The sequence below is a fragment of the Pseudoalteromonas undina genome (assembly GCF_000238275.3).
GTDB lineage: Bacteria > Pseudomonadota > Gammaproteobacteria > Enterobacterales > Alteromonadaceae > Pseudoalteromonas > Pseudoalteromonas undina.
Genome location: NZ_AHCF03000003.1, coordinates 1,428,833 through 1,448,302, shown reverse-complemented (window position 1 = coordinate 1,448,302; position 19,470 = coordinate 1,428,833). Strand labels below are relative to the sequence as shown.

Genomic DNA, 19,470 nt, shown 5'->3' with positions numbered 1-19,470 from the left:
TTGCATTTAACCAGCTTATGAAAATGCAGATTCGGCGAGCTCTGCTTGCATTTGTTCGCGCATTTTAAATTTTTGCAATTTTCCGGTTACCGTCATCGGGTAATGTTCAACAAAGCGAATATATTTAGGCTGTTTAAAGTAGGCGAGTTTGTCTTTTAAAAATAATCGAATTGCTTGCTCATCAAGCACTTCACCTTCTTTAGGCTGGATCCAGGCACAGACTTCTTCTCCAAACTTTTCATCGGTAATACCAAAAATTGCCGCATCTTGTATCCCTGGGTAGGTGTATAAAACTTCCTCAATCTCACGGGGATATATATTTTCTCCGCCGCGAATAATCATGTCTTTAATTCTGCCAACAATACTGACAAAGCCTTCACTGTCCATTACCCCTAAATCGCCAGAATGTAACCAACCTTGATTATCGATAGTAGCTTTGGTTTTTTCTTCATCGTTCCAATAGCAACGCATAATACCAGCTCCACGGCTACAGACTTCACCTGGTTGGCCTATTTTTTGAACTTCACCCACCTCATCAATAATCTTTACTTCAGTGTGCGCAAGCGCTCGTCCTACAGTGGTGACTTGACGCTCAATTGATGAGTCGGTTTCAGTGATATTGTTGATTGGGCTACACTCTGTTTGTCCATAGGCTATAACGACTTGGTTCATATTCATTAGTGTTTGTACTTTACGCATAACTTGTTCGGGGCAGGTTGAGCCTGCCATAACGCCGGTTCGTAATGTACTTAAGTCATAATCACTAAAGTTATTAAGCTCTAATTCGCTTATAAACATGGTAGGCACGCCATGAAGCCCGGTACATTTTTCTTGTTGTACCACCTCTAATGTGGTTTTTGGATCGAAAGAATCACTTGGATAAATAGCTGCAGCGCCTTTACTTACGCACAATAAGCTGCCTAAAACCATGCCAAAGCAATGATAAAGTGGTACAGGGATACACAGCTTATCATGTTCAGTAAAATGCATTGCTTGGGCAACAAGCAGTGCATTATTAAGAATGTTTTTATGCGTTAGCGTAGCCCCTTTAGGATTCCCTGTGGTGCCAGAGGTAAACTGAATATTAATGTCTTGATTACAATTTAGAGTTTTTGCCACTGCTTGAAGTTCAAACTTGTGAGCGTCTGTGGGCATGGCGAGTACTTCATTAAACGAAAACATACCATTTACTGGCTCATCACCTATACAAATTACATTTTTTAATGAAGGAATCTTAGCGGCTTTTAATTCCCCTTTTTGGCAACTATTTAGCTCTGGGGCTAAACTTTGTAGCATATTAACGTAGTGACTGCCCTTAAATGAGGTAGCAGTAATAAGCGTGGAACATTCAACACTATTAAGCGCATATTGCAGTTCACTGGGGCGGTAAGCTGGGTTAATACACACCATGATTGCGCCGATTTTGGCCGTGGCAAATTGAGTTAAGCACCATTGTATATTATTGGGTGACCAAATACCGACCCTGTCACCTGATTTAACCCCTAATGCCAACAACCCCATAGCAAGCTGATCAATCTGCTGCTGAAACTCCTTATAGTTTAAGCGAATATTTTGGTGAGCAACAACAACTGCCAATGCCTCTGGGTTATTGTCGACAATTGAATCAAAGTATTCTCCAATAGTTTGCTCTATTAGCGGTGTGCTTTGAATCCCCTTAAAATAACTATTTGATAGCGGTATAGTGTTTATTTGTTCTACTTCTTTATGCACTGTTTGTGTCGCTTTCATGACATTCTCCATGTTTTTATCTATCCAAGGCTTGTTGATTAAATAAACATGAATTGTCGACAAAGGGAAGAGGGTTAGACTAATGTCTTACACTTTTATTTGAAAATTTAGACATAAAAAAACGCGTAATATTGAGCTATTACGCGTTTTTACAAGGATGCAATTGGTATTACATTTCGTCGCTGCGGTAGGTTTTTTTCATGATATAAACGTAAGCATTAACGAATGCATTTTCTTGATATTTTTTAAGACCAGTGTCTTCGAACGCGATAGGGATTGGGTTGCGTTTTACTTGCTCTTTTATTTCAGTAGTTGAAAACACGCGAACATCGAGGTTGTCGATTAATTGAATAGCCGTTTCCATTTTGAACCCTTTAGCGCTACCTGCAAATTTACCTTTGGGCTGGCGTTCGCGAATGGCAACAGAATCAATTTGATAATCTTGCATCAGCTTTGCAAAATCAAATTGAAATTTACGCATTATTTCAGTGTCGTTACCGTTACCTAAGGTAAAGCGTGTTTGGCGCACGTCACGAATATCAAAAACGTCGTTATCTTTACTTAAAATACAAAGTAGTACATCGCTACCGGTAATTTCTACACCACATGTTCTCATTGTTAATCTCTACTATAACTTAATTACCGGTTATTATACGCAACACGCATTAAAATGCGAGTTTAAGCACTTTGTGTGCTGCTTTAATATAGTGCTTTACGTTAATTTCATGCGGCGTGACTGAAGAAAAGTTATTAATTGCACATTTATGTTAAAAATGCGTGGTTTTTAGTAGCTTAAAACTTGTAATTAACGCTGCAGCACGCGACAATATCTTTTTTGTAGTTGAGCAGACTCAGCATCTACATTAGCCTTTGAGGGCGAAAAATAGTCAATGCTTATTCGTAAAAGCGTTGTCGAGTCATTCTCATTTAATTAATTAAAAAATACACGTGATACATTGTAGGTGTCACCACTGTATGTAAGGATTTATAATGCCAGTTATTACTCTCCCTGACGGTAGTCAGCGTAGTTTTGAAAACCCTGTAAGCACGCTTGATGTTGCAAACGATATTGGCCCTGGTCTTGCTAAAGCAACCATCGCCGGCCGTGTTAATGGCGAACGTGTGGATGCATGTGATTTAATTTCAGCCGACTCTCGTCTTGAAATTATTACAGCAAAAGATGACGATGGTTTAGAAATTATTCGCCATTCTTGTGCCCACCTAATTGGTCATGCAGTTAAGCAACTTTTCCCAGACGCTAAAATGGCGATTGGTCCTACTATCGATAACGGTTTTTACTATGATATTGATATGGAACATTCGTTATCTCAAGATGATCTTGATGCTATTGAAAAGCGTATGTTACAGCTTGCAAAAACAAACTACGATGTAGTGAAAAAAACCGTTAGCTGGCAAGAAGCACGCGACACGTTTGCGGCGCGTGGCGAAACATACAAAATAGAAATTCTTGACGAAAATATTGCTCAAGATGATCGCCCAGGTTTATACCACCACGAAGAATATGTAGACATGTGTCGTGGACCACACGTTCCTAACATGAAATTCTGTCAAAACTTCAAAATTATGAAGGTAGCAGGTGCATACTGGCGTGGTGATTCTGAAAATAAAATGCTGCAGCGTATTTACGGCACAGCGTGGGGCGATAAAAAACAACTTAAAGCGTACTTAAAGCGTTTAGAAGAAGCTGAAAAGCGTGATCACCGTCGTATTGGTAAAGCACTTGATTTATGGCACTGGCAAGAAGAAGCGCCAGGCATGGTATTTTGGCACAACGATGGTTGGAGCATTTACCGCGAACTAGAAGAATTTGTGCGTGAAAAATTACGTGAGTACCAATACGAAGAAGTAAAAGGTCCAATGATGATGGACCGTTCGTTATGGGAAAAATCAGGTCACTGGGAAAAATATTCAGAAGCCATGTTTACCACGGAATCTGAAAAGCGTGAATACGCAATCAAGCCAATGAACTGTCCAGGTCACGTACAAATATTTAACCAAGGTTTAAAATCATACCGTGATTTACCATTGCGTATGGCTGAGTTTGGTTGTTGTCACCGTAACGAGCCATCAGGCGCACTTCACGGTTTAATGCGTGTGCGTGGCTTTACCCAAGATGATGCGCATGTATTCTGTACTGAAGAGCAAATCATGGATGAAGTATCGGCCTGTATTAAAATGGTTTACGATACGTATGAAACATTCGGCTTTGAAAAAATTGTAGTTAAACTTTCAACTCGTCCAGAGCAACGTATTGGCGAAGATGAAATGTGGGACAAAGCTGAGCTTGCACTTGCTGATGCACTTAAGGCAAATGACATTGAATTTGATTACCTACCAGGTGAAGGGGCGTTTTATGGTCCTAAAATTGAATTTACTTTGTACGATTGCTTAGACAGAGCGTGGCAGTGTGGTACAGTGCAACTAGACTTTGCATTACCTGGTCGTTTAGGCGCAACATATGTGGCTGAAAATAACGAACGACGTACACCTGTTATGATACACCGCGCTATATTAGGGTCTATTGAGCGCTTCATTGGTATTTTAACAGAAGAGTATGCTGGTTTATTCCCAACGTGGCTTGCGCCTAAGCAAGTGGTGATTATGAATATCACCGATAAACAAGCACCGTATGTTCAGGAAATTGTACAAAAATTAAATAAACTTGGAATTAGAGCCGCTGCTGACTTGAGAAATGAGAAGATTGGCTTTAAAATCCGTGAGCATACACTTAAGCGTATTCCTTACTTATTGGTTGTTGGCGACAAAGAAGTTGAGCAACAAGAAGTAGCAGTACGAACTCGCACAGGTGAAGACCTAGGCAAATTTAATGTCGATGATTTTGTAGCTAAAATCAGTGAAGAAATCAAAAATCGACAGTAAAAATCGAGCGTGTAGGGCAAGCAAAAATAGCCAGCTACACGCTTATATTATTGATATTCTTGGAGGAACGTACTATTAGAGGCGGCAAGAAAGGGCAACAAACAGCTCAAAAAAATCGTATTAACGAAGAAATTACAGCGCAAGAAGTTCGTTTAATCGACATCGACGGCGAACAAGCTGGAATTCAGTCATTAAAAGACGCGCAAGCTATGGCTGATGCAGCGGGTGTTGATCTTGTAGAGATCAGTCCAAATGCTGAGCCGCCTGTTTGTAAGGTTATGGATTACGGTAAGTTCATCTTTGAAAAAAGCAAAGAACTAAAAGAGCAGAAGAAGAAGCAAAAGCAGATCCAGATTAAAGAAATCAAATTCCGTCCAGGTACGGATGAAGGTGATTATCAGGTTAAGCTACGCAACTTACGCAAGTTCTTAGAAGCTGGCGATAAAGCTAAGATAACTATCCGCTTCCGTGGTCGTGAAATGGCTCACCAAGAAATTGGTATCGAATTATTAAACCGTATTAAAACCGATTTAGAAGAATTAGCAGTTGTTGAATCTTTCCCAAATCGTGTTGAAGGCCGTCAAATGGTTATGATGATGGCGCCGGTTGCTAAAAAGTAATAATTAGGCGATAATACGCACCGAATTTAGCTCAGGTTTGCAAGTGATATGAAAATGTCCACCTGAGTTAACCGGTTTTAAAGTAAAATTGCGGTATTTATATCGGGTTTTCACCGGAACATAGCAGTAAGCTAGGCCTTTAAAGTGGAGCTATAGCAATATATCTCACGCCTTCTTACTAATTTTAAAGCAATACAATTGGAGTTATTGCAATGGCTTACAAGCTAAAAAGTCACAGAGGCGCAGCTAAGCGTTTCAAAAAGACTGCTTCTGGCGGTTTCAAGCGTAAACAAGCGCATCTTCGTCACATTCTGACTAAGAAAACTTCTAAGCGTAAGTTACACCTACGTCCTAAGATGATGGTTCATAAAAATGACCATGGTCTAGTTTCACGTATGTTACCATTCGCTTAATAGGGGTTTTTAGAAATGGCAAGAGTTAAACGCGGCGTTGTCGCACGTGCACGTCACAAAAAAGTTTTAAAACAAGCGAAAGGTTACTACGGAGCACGTTCACGTGTTTACCGCGTAGCTTTCCAGGCTGTTACTAAAGCGGGTCAATACGCTTACCGTGACCGCCGTGCTAAGAAACGTACTTTCCGTCAATTATGGATTGCACGTATCAATGCTGCTTCACGTCAAAATGGTCTGTCTTACAGCCGTTTTATCAATGGTCTTAAAAAGACATCTGTAGAAATCGATCGTAAGATCCTTGCAGATATCGCTGTTTACGACCAAGTTGCATTCGCAGCGCTTGTAGCAAAAGCAAAAGAAGGCCTAGCGGCAGCTTAAGTTTTTGTATAAGTATTGAAAAGGAGCCTATGGCTCCTTTTTTTGTGCCTGCTATTTACTGCTTTAGCTATGTCATACCTTTTAGTGCCGTGTATCCATTTAACTTAACTAGCTAAACCAGAATTCTAGGCATGTTCATTGTTGCTCTTAAGGTTGATATTAATTATGTTTTTATCAGCACTTGACTAGGGCTTGAGCAAATAATCAAAGGAAACTGCAATTGGCTGCATTTTTTTGTTGAACTACCGCAGTTTTGGCATCTAAAAAGCTTTAATTGCTATAATTTTTTTAATTAATGCGTTTGCTAGAGAAGTATATGTTTATAAGTTTATTGGTTTTATCTGCAAGTATGGCGAATAACAGTCATTTACCGCCATTATTACCATGGGAAGGTGCGAGCACATCGCTATTGCAACAACAGGGACCTTTAACCACAGACTTTGAAATTTCTGCAGGAGTCTCGTCTCCTAATTATGCTGATACCATGGCATTTGTTGATAGGTTGGTAGCGGCGAATCCCACTCAATTTAAATCAAAAACGATTGGCTATAGTAATAGTAAACGTGCAATAAAAATGTTGATTGCCAGCGAACAAGGCTTTTTTGATGCTGGGCAAATGGCTAACAGCACTAAACCAACTGTGCTAATTCAAGCCGGAATTCACGCTGGTGAGATTGATGGTAAAGATGCAATGTTTATGTTGTTAAGAGATATTGCCACGGGTAAACGTCGCGATATATTAAAAAAGGTAAACATTCTATTTATCCCCATTCTTAATGTTGATGGGCATGAACGCAGTAGCGCATTTAATCGAATTAATCAGCGTGGTCCGGTAAAAATGGGTTTTAGAACAAACGCCAATAACCTTAATTTAAATCGTGATTTCACTAAATTAGATACCCCCGAGGTTAAAAGCGTACTTGCAGTCATTAACGATTATAATCCTAATTTATATATAGACGTGCATGTGACTGATGGGGCCGATTACCAATATGATGTCACCTACGGCTATAACCCAGTATTTGCTAGCGAGTCGCCTGCTATTTCGGATGCGCTCAACCGTTACTTTAAACCTGTAATTGACCACACTTTAACTGAGCAAGGACATATCCCTGGCCCTTTAGTGTTTGTTATGGATAAACAAGAGTTTAAATCAGGTTTAGCAGGTTGGGTGGCGACGCCTCGTTTTTCTAATGGCTGGGGTGATTTAAGGTCATTGCCAACTATTTTAGTCGAAAACCATTCTTTAAAACCCTATAAGCAACGCGTGCTAGGGACTTATGTATTTATAGATGGTGCTATTGAAGCGTTAGCAACCCATAAAGATAAACTCGCCAATGCGGTAAAAAAAGAACAGCAATTTGTGCCTAAGCAATTAATTGTTAAACGTGGTTACGCTGAGCAAGCTGCTCATATCAAATTTAAAGGCATTGCTTATTCTAAGAATATGAATGCTTTGTCAAATCAGCAGGAAGTAAGTTATTTAGGTAAAAAGCAAGATTATGACAAGCTGCCTATTTTTTGGCAAAAAGAAGTACAGCACACGGTTGAAGTCCCTAAATCGTTTTTTATCCCGCCAGTGTATACCGATATTATCGAAAAGCTTGCTTTACATGGGGTATCAATTAATAAACTCAGTGGCGCCAATACTCAGCCGTTAAAAATGGCAAAAGTGGCGCAATATAGCTTTGATAAAGCACCATTTGAAGGGCGATTTAGAGTGTCGGCACGTTTTAACTATGAACCGGCCACGAATGTCGATTTAGATGGTTGGTTTGAAGTCAGTACCCAACAAAAAGCAGGCGAGTTAGCTGTGCATTTATTGCATCCAGAAGCACCTGACTCTTTTTTTGCATGGGGTGAATTTAATACGATTTTTCAGCGAACAGAGTATATGGAAAATTACGCATTGCTCCCATTCGCTGAGAAAATGCTCAGCGATGATCCGAAATTAGCAGAGGCATTTAATAAAAAACTGAAGCTAGATAAAGCATTTGCTACAGATCCTGAGGCGCGCTTAAATTGGCTCTATGAACATAGCCCGTTTTACGATCAAGCTTATTTAAAATACCCAATTTTAATGTCATATGAACAAGATATAGTCATTCCAGCGCAAAAAAATAAAGAAATATAAGATGAAAATAATCACAATTCCCGTTACGCAGTTTATGCAAAATTGCCGAATTATAGTATGCGAACAAACCCAGCAAGCTGTGGTGGTAGATCCCGGTGGTGATGTTGACAAAATTAATGCAACACTAACACAGCATAACTTGAGCTTGTCAGCCATCTGGTTAACCCATGGACACTTAGACCATGTGGGTGGTGCTCATAGTTTACGTGAGCAACATAATATAAAGATTATTGGCCCACATAAGGATGAGCGCTTTTGGTTTGATAACTTACCAATGCAAGCCACAATGTTTGGATTTAAACCTATCAGTGCTTTTTACCCAGATGAATGGCTAGTACATGATGATACCGTACAAGTTGGTCAGCTTGCATTTAAAGTACTGCATTGCCCAGGGCACACCCCAGGACACGTTGTATTTTATCAAGATACGCAAAGCACCGTTATTGTGGGTGATGTTATATTTAAAGGCTCAGTCGGTCGTACTGATTTTCCAAAAGGAGACAGTAAGCAGCTTATTAGCTCAATACAGGCCCATATAATGACGTTGCCACTGAGTACCGCAATTTTAAGTGGCCATGGTGAAGATACCGATGTCGACAATGAGAAGGCAACCAATCCGTTTGTAAGTGGTCAATTTGGTTGATGTGTTTAATTGTTAAAAATATGCAGACTGCTTTTTAAAAAGGCTGTATAATTTAACCAATTTATTAGATAAATAAGAAATAAAATGTCTCTAAATCACGTAGATCGCCAAATATTGGCACTTTTACAACAAGATGCAAGTTTATCAACCGCTGAAATTGCAGATAAAGTAGGCCTATCTCAGTCTCCTTGTTGGCGTCGTATTGCTAAATTAGAACAAGATGGCTACATCAAAAGTAAAGTCGCATTGCTTGATGAAAAAAAGCTTGGCTTTGATATGTTGGTTTACGCCCATGTACGTTTATCAAACCATGGTAAAAAGAATCTAGCCGAGTTTGAAAAACTGATACTTAGCTATGATGAAGTGACTGAATGTTACACTATGGCGGGTACTATGGACTTTATGTTGCGTATTATTTCTCAAGGCATAGAAGGTTATGAGCACTTTGTACGCGATAACCTACTTAGCTTAGAGTACGTCCAAGAGGTTCATTCTAACGTGACCATGACCTGTGTAAAACGTAGTACAGCCTTACCACTGTAAAATAAAAATAAGCCGATGATAAACAAATCGGCTGCATTAACTATAATTGTGAAATGAGCGCTAATTTGATAGAATTCAGCGCTTTTTTTGTCAGCTAAATAAAACTGAGGAACTCAATGTTTAACTTACTCAGTAGGGCGCCAAGCTCTGCTAAAAACGATATTCTCTCTGGATTGACCGTGGCACTTGCCTTGATCCCAGAAGCTGTTGCATTTGCCTTTGTTGCAAATGTAGAACCCCTTGTTGGTTTATATGCCGCATTTATTGTTGGCTTAATTACGGCTATTTTTGGTGGTCGTCCAGGTATGATTTCGGGTGCAACCGGTGCGCTTGCGGTTGTAATGGTAAGTTTAGTACTGGATCACGGAGTGGAATATCTATTTGCCACTGTGTTGCTGATGGGGCTATTACAAATATTGGCTGGGGTATTTAAGCTCGGTAAGTTTATACGTATGGTTCCACATCCGGTGATGCTCGGTTTTGTAAATGGCTTAGCGATAGTTATATTTTTAGCACAGCTCGGGCAGTTTAAAGTGCCTGATGGTGCTGGCGGTCAAGAATGGATGACGGGCAGTGCAATGTACATTATGCTCGGTTTAGTGGCGCTAACTATGGCTATTATTCACTTTTTGCCAAAATTAACGACCGCAGTCCCTTCGTCACTGGTTGCCATTGTGACGGTAACTGGCTTAGTTATTGGCCTTGACTTAGAAGCGCGTACAGTACTTGATTTCTTAAAAGGTATGACAGGTAATGAAGCTGCAACGATTGCCGGTGGTTTACCACAGTTTCATATTCCTATGGTGCCTTTTAATTTAGAAACACTACAAATTATCTTCCCATATGCGCTTATTCTTGCAGCAATTGGCTTAATTGAATCGCTGTTAACGCTAAGCTTGATTGACGAAATTACAGAAACACGTGGCCATTCTAACAAAGAATGTATTGGCCAAGGTGCGGCAAACGTTACATGTGGTTTCTTTGGTGCAATGGGTGGCTGTGCCATGATTGGCCAATCTATGATTAACATTAATTCAGGTGGCCGTTCACGTTTATCTGGTATTAGTGCTGCGCTGATGTTACTTGCGTTTATTATCTTTGCCTCAAGCTTAATTGAAATGATCCCACTAGCGGCATTAGTTGGGGTTATGTTTATGGTGGTACTGGGTACATTTGAATGGGCAAGTTTTAAAATGATGAAACGCGTGCCTTTATCTGACGCATTTGTAATTGTTTTAGTATCGGGTGTGACGGTTATCACTGACTTAGCCATTGCAGTGTGTGTAGGTGTTATTGTGTCTGCATTAGTGTTTGCTTGGCAGCATGCTAAACATATTTACACAACGAACTATATTGATAAAGAAGGTTCAAAAGTGTACGAGTTACACGGGCCTTTATTCTTTGGCTCAGTTAAAAACTTTGCTGATTTATTTGATGTAAAGAACGACCCTAAAGACGTTATTGTTGAGTTTAAATACAGCCGTGTTGCGGATCACAGTGCAATAGAAGCAATTGATAGCCTAGCTGATAAGTACAATAAAGCGGGTAAAAAGTTGCATTTACGTCACTTAAGCAAAGACTGTACTGAACTACTTCATAAAGCACGTGATTTAGTGGAAGTAAACGTAATTGAAGATCCGACTTATAAAGTTGCTTCAGACAAACTTGCTTAATAAATAAAAAGTAAACATTGAGAAGCGAAAGGTACATACCTTTCGCTTTTTTTATGCATATAGCTCAATTGAATCGCTTAACCGAATAGCATCAGCCAACGTTATCGTTTGCGATAGGGCTATTAAAAAGTAAGACAGTTGGTAGTGCTATACACGTTGATAAATCGATATAATAATAACAAATTTATAAGGTAATAATTAATTTTGAATTGGCAGTCTTTAATTGATAACAGACAACGCTTTTTCTGGCTTTTGCAAATCGCTGGCTGGATAGGGTATGCGTTAGTTAATTACATTGGATCTAAAGTATTCGAAATGCGTGATATTTACGTATTCGTTATTTTACTTAATGCCTATGCGGGCTGTTTAATGACTGTCCCTTTGCGTTATATATATCGCAAAATTTGGAATGCCTCGCCTTGGGTCTTAATCATTGTTGTATTTGGTGCTTCGTATGTAACTGGTACGCTCTGGGCGGTGGTACAAAAGTTTAACTTGTGGGAAATTTATCGACACGGCTATCGCCCTGAAGAATGGTTCTATTATTTACAACAAGGGCTAGACTCCGTTTATATTATTTTGTGTTGGAGTGGTTTGTACTTTGGGGTTAAGTATTACCAGTTACTGCAAAGTGAACGCCAAAAAGCGTTAAAAGCAACTACAATGGCGCACGAAGCGCAGTTAAAAATGCTCAGATATCAGTTAAACCCTCATTTTTTATTTAACACCCTCAATGCTATTTCCACTTTAATTTTGGTAAAAGAAAACAAAGATGCTAATTTAATGGTATCTAAGCTGAGTGACTTTTTGCGTTATACACTCAATACTGATCCAATTAAAAAAGTGCCACTAGAGCAAGAGTTACATGCATTAATGCTGTATTTAGAGATTGAACGTGTGCGCTTTGATGAACGGTTACAGGTTAATGTTGATGTGAGTGAGCAAGCTCAACAAGCATTGGTACCTAGCTTAATATTACAACCGATCATTGAAAATGCTATTAAGTACGCCATTGCTCACATGGCAGAAGGTGGCGTTATTGATATAAAAGCACAAGTATTTGCTAATGAATTATTACTTGAAGTGGGCGATAATGGCCCTGGCACTGAAATTGTAAATGGCCAGTTAGTTAATGCACAAGGCGTGGGTGTAGCAAACACCCAAGACAGATTAAAAACGCTCTACGAAAATAATTACTCGTTTGTATTATCACATAATACGCCAAGTGGATTGAAAGTTAATCTGCGAGTTCCGTTTGAGAAGGCTGTGAAGAAATGACAAGAATAAAAACGCTGATTGTTGATGATGAACCATTAGCACGTAAAGGCTTAGCCGTTAGGCTTGAAGAGTTTTCTGATATTGAAGTGATCAAACTATGTAGCTCAGGATTTGATGCGATCGAAAGTTGCAAAAACGAAAAAATTGACCTCGTATTTTTAGATATTCAAATGCCAGGCATGAATGGCTTTGAGGTAGCGCGTGCATTGAGTGAAAGTAGTAAAGACTTGCCTGCCATTGTATTTGTGACTGCGTTTGACCACTTTGCTGTTAAAGCATTTGAAATTCATGCTTTAGATTACATTTTAAAACCCGTTGATGATAACAGATTAAAACAGGCGGTAGAAAAAGTGCATACCTATTTAAAAACTCAGCAGGATAACGCCCATAAGAAAAAATTAGCCAGTTTTGTAGCTGGGATAACGGGTAATAACTGCGAAGAAATTTTAAAGAAATTAGCCACAGGTGATACCTTAACTGATCGGCGCTACCCTGAGTCACTAGCAGTAAAAGAGCAGGGCGAAATTGTTAGAGTGCCCGTTGCCACGATACAGTGGGTAGATGCCGCAGGTGATTATATGTGTTTGCATTGCCAAGACGGGCAAACGCATATATTACGTAAAACCATGAAAGAGCTTGAACAAGAATTAGATCCAAATCTATTTGTTCGTGTGCATCGCAGCGCGATTGTTAACACCAAACAAATTAGCAAGCTGGTAACTCAGGTTAGTGGTGAATATTTATTAGTGTTAGATAACGGACAAGAGCTTAAAGTAAGTAGAAGTTACCGTGATAAAGTAAAAGCAGCATTAGCTAGCTAACTTTAATAAATAGCATAAAAAAACGCGAGCAATTAGCTCGCGTTTTTTATTGTGACTTTTACGACACTGTCACTATCTTCATTGTATTGGTTGCACCAATTGTTTCCATTGCATCACCATGAGTGATAATCACGGTGTCGCCTGTTTGCAGTGAACCTGCAGCCACTAACGTGTTTAATGCATCTTTAACCATATTATCTTTTTCACATTTGGTAGAGTCAAAAAACACCGGGTAAACACCACGATATAGTGCTGTTTGCCCTAATGTGCTCGGATGACGTGAAAGTGAGTAAATGGGTAAACCAGAGCTAATACGCGACATAAGTTTTGCTGTACTACCTGATTCTGTTAGGGTGATAATCGCTTTCACAGAGTCTAAGTGATTAGCTGCATACATTGCAGAGAGTGCAATTGACTCCGCATTAGAAGAGAAGCGGCTATCTAAACGATGCTTAGAAACATGGGTTTCTTTTTGCGACTCAGCACCTAAACAAACACGTGCCATTGTGGCAACCGTTTCTTCTGGGTAATCACCAGCGGCTGTTTCCGCTGAAAGCATGACCGCATCGGTGCCATCAAGCACTGCGTTGGCAACATCCATAACCTCTGCACGAGTTGGCATTGGGTTATCGATCATCGATTCCATCATTTGCGTGGCTGTTACAACAGTACGATTAAGCGAGCGTGCGCGACGAATAATGAGTTTTTGTTTGCCCATTAAAGCTGCGTCACCAATCTCAACACCTAAATCACCACGAGCAACCATCACAGCGTCAGACGCTAAAATAATATCATCTACTGCTTCTTGCGTTTCTACTGCTTCAGCACGTTCAATTTTAGCCAAAAGCTGAGCATTAGAGCCTGCAGCTTCTGCAAGTGAACGTACATAACGCATATCATCGCCACTACGCGGGAATGAAACGGCAATATAGTCAACATTAATTTCAGCCGCAGTTATTAAGTCTTCTTTGTCTTTATCGGTAAACGCGGGCGCAGTTAAACCACCACCTAAACGATTAATCCCTTTATTGTTCGAGAGCACCCCACCCACAGTAACCACAGTGTGCACTAAATGACCTTCAACATGTTCTACAGAAAGCTGAATTAAGCCATCGTTTAAAAGGAGTAAATCACCAGGAGCTACATCTTGTGGTAGCTCTTTGTAATCAATACCAACGGCGTTAATATCGCCTTCACCTTTTTCCATTTTTGCATCAAGGATGAATTTTGCACCGACCGCTAAAGTTACTTTACCTTCTTTAAAGGTTGAAACACGGATTTTAGGACCTTGTAGGTCAGCAAGAATTGCAACGTGCTTACCCAGTTTAGCGGCTATATCTCTAACAGCTTGTGCACGGTCTTTATGATCTTGTGCAACACCGTGTGAGAAGTTTAATCGAACGACATTAGCGCCTGCGCGAATAATTTTTTCTAAGTTATTATCTCTGTCTGTTGCAGGTCCAAGTGTCGCGACTATTTTTGTACGTCTTAACATTAAATTCTCCTGTGCGCTTATTTTAAGCAAGTTGACGGTTATTTTGTTTTAGTGACTATTTAATAAATCTTCAAAGAAGATTTCAGGTTAAATAGTAATTTTTAGTTTTAGGCAATTTTTATAACATTGCGACTATTATATACAAAATGAATATGTCATCATTATGACACCGGTGTCACAGGGCGTCAATGATCTAAAAATTTAAATAGCAGCGCTATTTCTTCCCCTGTGAGGGCGGTTGTTTGATATAATTGCAGTGTTTATTTTAACTGTAATAAATGCATGTAGCTTTGCTCATGGTTAAGGCCTGAGTATAATGCACGCGGTATTATTTTAATTTACTAACCAAATAGTTGTTACCGAGGAGGGCACTAAATGCAAGTTGCATTAGTAGGGTTAGGCGTTATGGGGAAAAATCTTGCCCTGAACTTGATTGAAAAAGGGATAACGCTGGTCGCTTATGACAAAAACCCAAATGCGGGTGAAGAGTTATTAAGCTGTGCTAAGTCACAAGGCATGGCTGACAAACTTCACATTGTCTCTGATCTAGGGGATATGGTTAGGCGTTTAGAAACACCGCGTTCTATTTTATTACTTGTACCTGCGGGTGAGTTGGTTGATGCGGTTTGCAATGAGCTGATTGAAGCGGGTGTTCAATGTAGTGATATTATTGTTGACTGCGGTAACAGTAATTACAAAGACGGAATTAATCGCAAGCTAAAATACCAAGACAAGTTTGAGTTTGCCACCATGGGTATTTCAGGTGGTGCTGAGGGTGCGCGTCATGGGCCAGCTATGATGGCAAGTGGTTCTGAAGGTGGCTGGGAGCGTGTCGAGCCATGGTTTACAAAAGTTGCTGCAAGCTACAAAGGCGAGTCGTGTTTTGCTCGCGTTGGTCAATCAGCCAGCGGTCATTTTGTAAAAATGGTTCATAATGGAATTGAATACGCACTGATGCAACTTATTGCTGAAGTGTATCAGTTACTTCGTCATGGAACTAAGCGCTCGCCAAAAGAAATTGCTGAGATATTTAATGAATGGTCACAAGGCCAGTTAAATAGCTATTTATTGTCAATTTCTAGCCATATTTTGTCACTTGAAAATTCGCAAAATGTGCCCCTTGTTGACTTAATTGATAACAAAGTTGGCGCAAAAGGTACTGGTTTATGGACAGCTCAAAATGCACTTGAATTGGGTATTGCGGTACCGTCATTAGTAGCCGCTGTTCAAGCACGCCATTTAACTAATGCATGCAATACCACTGCTGCACAAGAGATGACGTATAGCGCGCAAAATACCACGCAAGTTGATATTGATTTAGATGAATTGAAAGATGCATTTACTCTTGCAAGTTTACTAGCGTATCGTCAAGGACTTGCATTAATTAAAGGTGCTTCACGTACCCATCAGTGGAAAGTTGATTTAGCCAAAACACTACAAACCTGGCGTGCAGGGTGTATTATTCGTGCAGATTACTTAGACAGTGTAGCGCAAGGTGTTGAGTTTATTGATACTCTTGAAAAAGAGTCACTCGCAATGCGTAAAGTAACGGGCCAAGCGGTCATGACGGGTCTGGCATTCCCTGTGCTAAGTGCAACACAAACCTACTTAGCAACGTTAACAACACCAAGTAATGGGCATTTAGTACAAGCCCAGCGTGATTACTTTGGTGAGCATGGCATTAAGACTCACAGCGGGGAAACGTGTCATTTAACTGACTTAGTTGATATTGACGCAAAAGTTCGTTAATAAAATCTAAGTAAATAAAAAGGACGCTAAATAGCGTCCTTTTTTGTTATTCGTTTTGCTGAACACCTAACGAGTTAACTCACCCCGCAAATTATCTTGCATTAAATGGCGAATCGTTTCGACCTCTAAGTTTTGACTAAAAAGATAATGCAGTTTAGTTAAACAGGCTTCTAAGGTCATATCAAAACCACTGATCACGCCTATATTGAGTAGCGCATTTCCTGTGGCATACCCGCCCATATTCACTTGCCCTTTTAGGCATTGAGTGAGGTTTGTGATAATAACGCCGCGCTTACTCGCTTCATCAAGTATATCCAAAAACTCAGGGTCTTGCGGTGCATTACCCACACCAAAGCTCAGCAGTACCAATGCTTTAATGTTGCCATTAACTAAGCTTTTAACCACTTCTTTGCTGATCCCAGGGTATAAATACAATACACCAATGGCTTGAGGAGTGATCTGCGCAACTTGTAATTCATTTTCTACATACGGACTTAACTGACCTTTGAACAGTTGAATATTAATGCCAGACAGCGCTAATGGCTCTAGGTTAGGGGAGGCGAATGCATCAAATCCATCGGCATGCGCTTTGGTTGCTCGGTTGCCTCTAAATAATTGATTATTAAAAAACAAACTGACTTCCGCTATCGGGTAGTTAGCTGCTAAATACATGGCATTAAGTAGGTTAACTTGACCATCAGAGCGCAATTGAGAGAGCGGAATTTGTGAGCCGGTAACGATAATAGGCTTTGTTAAGTTTTCAAACATAAACGATAAAGCCGATGCCGTATAGGCCATGGTATCTGTACCATGCAGCACTACAAAGCCGTCGTAATCTTGGTACTTACTTTTTATGTCATCAGCAATAAGTTGCCAGTGAGCAGGAGACATATCTGAAGAGTCAATCAGTGGGCAGTATTCATGAATATCGAATAATGGCATTTCTTCACGATTAAATTCTGCGTTATTAACCACAGTTTCGGTTAAAAAACCTTCGGCAGGAATATAGCCGCGGATTGATTTTTTCATTCCTATAGTACCGCCAGTATAAGCGATGTAAATGCGTTTACGTTTCATAAAAAAAGCCCAGTAAAAAAACTGGGCTTAGTATAACGTTAAGTGCTAATCAATACAGCCTGTTAGGGCATTATTGTGCAACTGTACATTCTAAACAGCGCGCGTAAACACCTTGTGGATCGTTATAATCTTTCAGGTTTTCTACTTCGCTGCTTAATTGCTTAATCACGCTTTGCAGGTTAGCTTGACTAGCTAGTACTGCTGATTTTTGTGTTTCAAGTCCAAGCACTGATTTAACCGCGGCGCTACCAAAAATATCTTGGAGCATTTGTTCTTGAGGGCTAAGTGATTGTTTAATTGTTTTAACTTCATAGAAGTTAAGTTTAGCAAGCTCTGCAGCCGCTTTGATAGCGTCTTGCTTGTTACCCAGCTTGTCAACTAAACCAAGCTCTTGAGCTTGCGATGCAATCCAAACGCGGCCTTGGGCAATTTTATCAACTTGCTCAGGGGTCATATTACGCGCATCGGCAACCACATTTAAAAAACGTTCATAAGCTTCTTCAACACTCATTTGAATCACTTGTGCCATTTTTTCATTTAGTGGGCGAGTTATTGAAAAACCGGCCATTTCTGTAGTCGCTACACCATCAGAGTAAACACCGATTTTAGCTAAGGTATCTTCAAAGGTCATAAAGGTACCAAATACACCGATTGAGCCGGTAATCGTACTAGGTGCTGCCCAAATTTCATTTGCCGCTGATGCAATCCAATAACCACCTGATGCAGCTACTGAGCTCATTGAAGCAATGACTGGTTTGCCTGCGGCCTTAAGTGCCAATACTTCAGCACGAATAACTTCAGAGGCAAACATGCTGCCACCGCCAGAATCAATACGTAAAACGACTGCTTTTACTTTATCGTCAAGGCGTGCCTTGCGTAATAGTGCAGCTGTTGAATCACCGCCAATCTCACCGGCACGACGCTCACCGTCTACGATGGTACCTTTAGCTACAACAACAGCGACTTTTTCTGTCATTGGGTTATCAAACTCAATTGGCGGCTTAACTAAGCTTAAGTATTCACCAAAAGACACTTGTTTAAATGTTTTACCATCTTCCTCAGCGCCAACTAGATCAATTAATTGTTGACGAATTTGTTGATTAGTTTTGAGAGAATCAACCCATTTATTATCCAGCGCGTATTTACCCGCATCACCATTGGCAGCCTGCATTTTGGCTAAATAAGTATCCATTGTTTCATCAAAATTTGATTCGTCAAATGGACGCACCGCACTTACATCTTGCTTATATTCGTTCCATAAAGCACCTAACCATACGCGGTTTGCTTCTTTAGCTGCTTCTGACATATCGTTTCTGATAAACGGTTCAACGGCAGATTTGAAGGTACCTACACGAAATATATGCTGAGTGACTTCTAATTTTTCTAATGCATCTTTGAAGTAAAGCGGGTACATACCGTAGCCTTCAATAAGCACACTACCATAAGGGTGCATCGCAATTTCGTCTGCATGCGCGGCAATGTAATATTGCGCTTGGGTATAGTAATAGCCTGAGGCAATTACTTTTTTTCCAGTTGCTTTAAATGTATCAAGTGCTTTTGTAATTTGCTTAAGCTTATTTAAGTGCGCTTTTGGCATTTCTTGTAAATCAAGCAAAATTGCGCTGATACGAGAGTCTTGTGACGCCTCATTGATTACTTCAATGACATCATCAAGCAGTATTTCAGTAGGCGTATCAGCGCTTGCTGTTGCATCATTAATGGCCGCTTCTATAGGGTCTACGTAGGTTTTTTCTTCCACAATAGGACCGTTTAGGTTGAGCCTGAGGACAGAACCCTCTTCGACAATGATTTTATCGCCGTCACTTGATACTGAGACAATGAAAATGATAACCAAAAATAAAAATAATAAATTTAGTACTAAACGACGCGAGAAGTTAATCCCTGTCCATATACCTTTAAATACCTTCGCTATCAAAATAGCTCCTTAAATTCGTACAGCTAAAACGTTATTGCCATAGTAGCTTAGAATATAAAT

At 40.0% G+C, this 19,470-nt stretch carries 16 protein-coding genes; 11 read left to right on the top strand and 5 right to left on the bottom strand.

All coding sequences use genetic code 11. From position 1 onward, the window contains the following. Positions 1-15 precede the first annotated feature (15 nt). Both PUND_RS10350 and PUND_RS10345 read right to left on the bottom strand, forming a co-directional pair. Positions 16-1,749 (bottom strand): AMP-binding protein, encoded by a 1,734-nt coding sequence (locus PUND_RS10350; protein ID WP_010389886.1) that lies wholly within the window; start codon positions 1,747-1,749, stop codon positions 16-18. A 169-nt stretch (positions 1,750-1,918) separates the two neighbouring features. Further along, complete coding sequence (locus PUND_RS10345; protein WP_010389888.1) at positions 1,919-2,365, bottom strand: DUF3010 family protein; 447 nt, start codon at positions 2,363-2,365, stop codon at positions 1,919-1,921. Positions 2,366-2,739: 374 nt separating this feature from the next. Between PUND_RS10345 and thrS the strand changes: the two genes are divergently transcribed. From thrS to PUND_RS10295, 10 genes are all read left to right on the top strand, one after another. Continuing rightward, the gene (gene thrS, locus PUND_RS10340) at positions 2,740-4,650 is read left to right on the top strand and encodes a threonine--tRNA ligase (protein ID WP_008466944.1); all 1,911 of its coding nucleotides are present in this window, start codon (positions 2,740-2,742) and stop codon (positions 4,648-4,650) included. Positions 4,651-4,709: 59 nt separating this feature from the next. Continuing rightward, positions 4,710-5,270, top strand: a complete 561-nt coding sequence (gene infC, locus PUND_RS10335; protein ID WP_008466946.1) for a translation initiation factor IF-3 — start codon at positions 4,710-4,712, stop codon at positions 5,268-5,270. A gap of 212 nt (positions 5,271-5,482) precedes the next feature. Further along, positions 5,483-5,683 carry a 50S ribosomal protein L35 gene (gene rpmI / locus PUND_RS10330; RefSeq protein WP_004587840.1) on the top strand — a complete coding sequence of 67 codons (201 nt, stop codon included), beginning with the start codon at positions 5,483-5,485 and terminating at the stop codon, positions 5,681-5,683. 15 nt (positions 5,684-5,698) lie between these two features. Beyond that, on the top strand, positions 5,699-6,061 hold the full coding sequence (rplT, locus tag PUND_RS10325; protein ID WP_008110477.1) for a 50S ribosomal protein L20: 363 nt from the start codon (positions 5,699-5,701) through the stop codon (positions 6,059-6,061). Between the two features lie 316 nt (positions 6,062-6,377). Beyond that, positions 6,378-8,195 (top strand): M14 family metallopeptidase, encoded by a 1,818-nt coding sequence (locus tag PUND_RS10320; RefSeq protein WP_010389893.1) that lies wholly within the window; start codon positions 6,378-6,380, stop codon positions 8,193-8,195. Position 8,196: 1 nt separating this feature from the next. Then, a complete protein-coding gene (locus PUND_RS10315) occupies positions 8,197-8,838 on the top strand; it encodes an MBL fold metallo-hydrolase (protein WP_010389895.1) in 642 nt (213 codons plus the stop codon). An 84-nt stretch (positions 8,839-8,922) separates the two neighbouring features. Further along, positions 8,923-9,381 carry an Lrp/AsnC family transcriptional regulator gene (locus PUND_RS10310; protein ID WP_008110469.1) on the top strand — a complete coding sequence of 153 codons (459 nt, stop codon included), beginning with the start codon at positions 8,923-8,925 and terminating at the stop codon, positions 9,379-9,381. A 116-nt stretch (positions 9,382-9,497) separates the two neighbouring features. Continuing rightward, positions 9,498-11,054, top strand: coding sequence for a SulP family inorganic anion transporter (locus tag PUND_RS10305; RefSeq protein ID WP_010389896.1), 1,557 nt, complete (start codon positions 9,498-9,500; stop codon positions 11,052-11,054). A gap of 204 nt (positions 11,055-11,258) precedes the next feature. Next, positions 11,259-12,332 (top strand): sensor histidine kinase, encoded by a 1,074-nt coding sequence (locus PUND_RS10300; RefSeq protein WP_010389897.1) that lies wholly within the window; start codon positions 11,259-11,261, stop codon positions 12,330-12,332. Next, a complete protein-coding gene (locus tag PUND_RS10295) occupies positions 12,329-13,153 on the top strand; it encodes a LytR/AlgR family response regulator transcription factor (protein WP_010389898.1) in 825 nt (274 codons plus the stop codon). The genes PUND_RS10300 and PUND_RS10295 overlap by 4 nt, the downstream gene beginning before the upstream one ends. Positions 13,154-13,211: 58 nt before the next feature. Here the strand turns inward: PUND_RS10295 and pyk are convergent, their stop codons facing one another. After that, positions 13,212-14,648, bottom strand: a complete 1,437-nt coding sequence (gene pyk, locus PUND_RS10290; RefSeq protein ID WP_010389899.1) for a pyruvate kinase — start codon at positions 14,646-14,648, stop codon at positions 13,212-13,214. A 375-nt stretch (positions 14,649-15,023) separates the two neighbouring features. Here pyk and gndA point away from each other — a divergent pair, with 375 nt between their 5' ends. Then, positions 15,024-16,397 (top strand): NADP-dependent phosphogluconate dehydrogenase, encoded by a 1,374-nt coding sequence (gndA, locus tag PUND_RS10285; protein WP_010389900.1) that lies wholly within the window; start codon positions 15,024-15,026, stop codon positions 16,395-16,397. Positions 16,398-16,463: 66 nt separating this feature from the next. Here gndA and ansA read toward each other — a convergent pair whose 3' ends face one another. Beyond that, a complete protein-coding gene (gene ansA / locus PUND_RS10280; RefSeq protein ID WP_010389901.1) occupies positions 16,464-17,474 on the bottom strand; it encodes an asparaginase in 1,011 nt (336 codons plus the stop codon). Between the two features lie 70 nt (positions 17,475-17,544). Next, entirely contained in the window at positions 17,545-19,410 is a 1,866-nt protein-coding gene (gene sppA / locus PUND_RS10275) for a signal peptide peptidase SppA (protein WP_010389903.1), read from the bottom strand. Positions 19,411-19,470: the final 60 nt, after the last annotated feature.

Coding starts and splice junctions, on each gene's coding strand:
- thrS (WP_008466944.1), top strand. CDS start 2,740: ATGCCAGTTATTACTCTCCCTGACGGTAGTCAGCGTAGTTTTGAAAAC.
- PUND_RS10345 (WP_010389888.1), bottom strand. CDS start 2,365: ATGAGAACATGTGGTGTAGAAATTACCGGTAGCGATGTACTACTTTGT.
- gndA (WP_010389900.1), top strand. CDS start 15,024: ATGCAAGTTGCATTAGTAGGGTTAGGCGTTATGGGGAAAAATCTTGCC.
- pyk (WP_010389899.1), bottom strand. CDS start 14,648: ATGTTAAGACGTACAAAAATAGTCGCGACACTTGGACCTGCAACAGAC.
- rpmI (WP_004587840.1), top strand. CDS start 5,483: ATGGCTTACAAGCTAAAAAGTCACAGAGGCGCAGCTAAGCGTTTCAAA.
- PUND_RS10320 (WP_010389893.1), top strand. CDS start 6,378: ATGTTTATAAGTTTATTGGTTTTATCTGCAAGTATGGCGAATAACAGT.
- ansA (WP_010389901.1), bottom strand. CDS start 17,474: ATGAAACGTAAACGCATTTACATCGCTTATACTGGCGGTACTATAGGA.
- PUND_RS10305 (WP_010389896.1), top strand. CDS start 9,498: ATGTTTAACTTACTCAGTAGGGCGCCAAGCTCTGCTAAAAACGATATT.
- PUND_RS10315 (WP_010389895.1), top strand. CDS start 8,197: ATGAAAATAATCACAATTCCCGTTACGCAGTTTATGCAAAATTGCCGA.
- rplT (WP_008110477.1), top strand. CDS start 5,699: ATGGCAAGAGTTAAACGCGGCGTTGTCGCACGTGCACGTCACAAAAAA.
- PUND_RS10310 (WP_008110469.1), top strand. CDS start 8,923: ATGTCTCTAAATCACGTAGATCGCCAAATATTGGCACTTTTACAACAA.
- PUND_RS10350 (WP_010389886.1), bottom strand. CDS start 1,749: ATGAAAGCGACACAAACAGTGCATAAAGAAGTAGAACAAATAAACACT.
- PUND_RS10295 (WP_010389898.1), top strand. CDS start 12,329: ATGACAAGAATAAAAACGCTGATTGTTGATGATGAACCATTAGCACGT.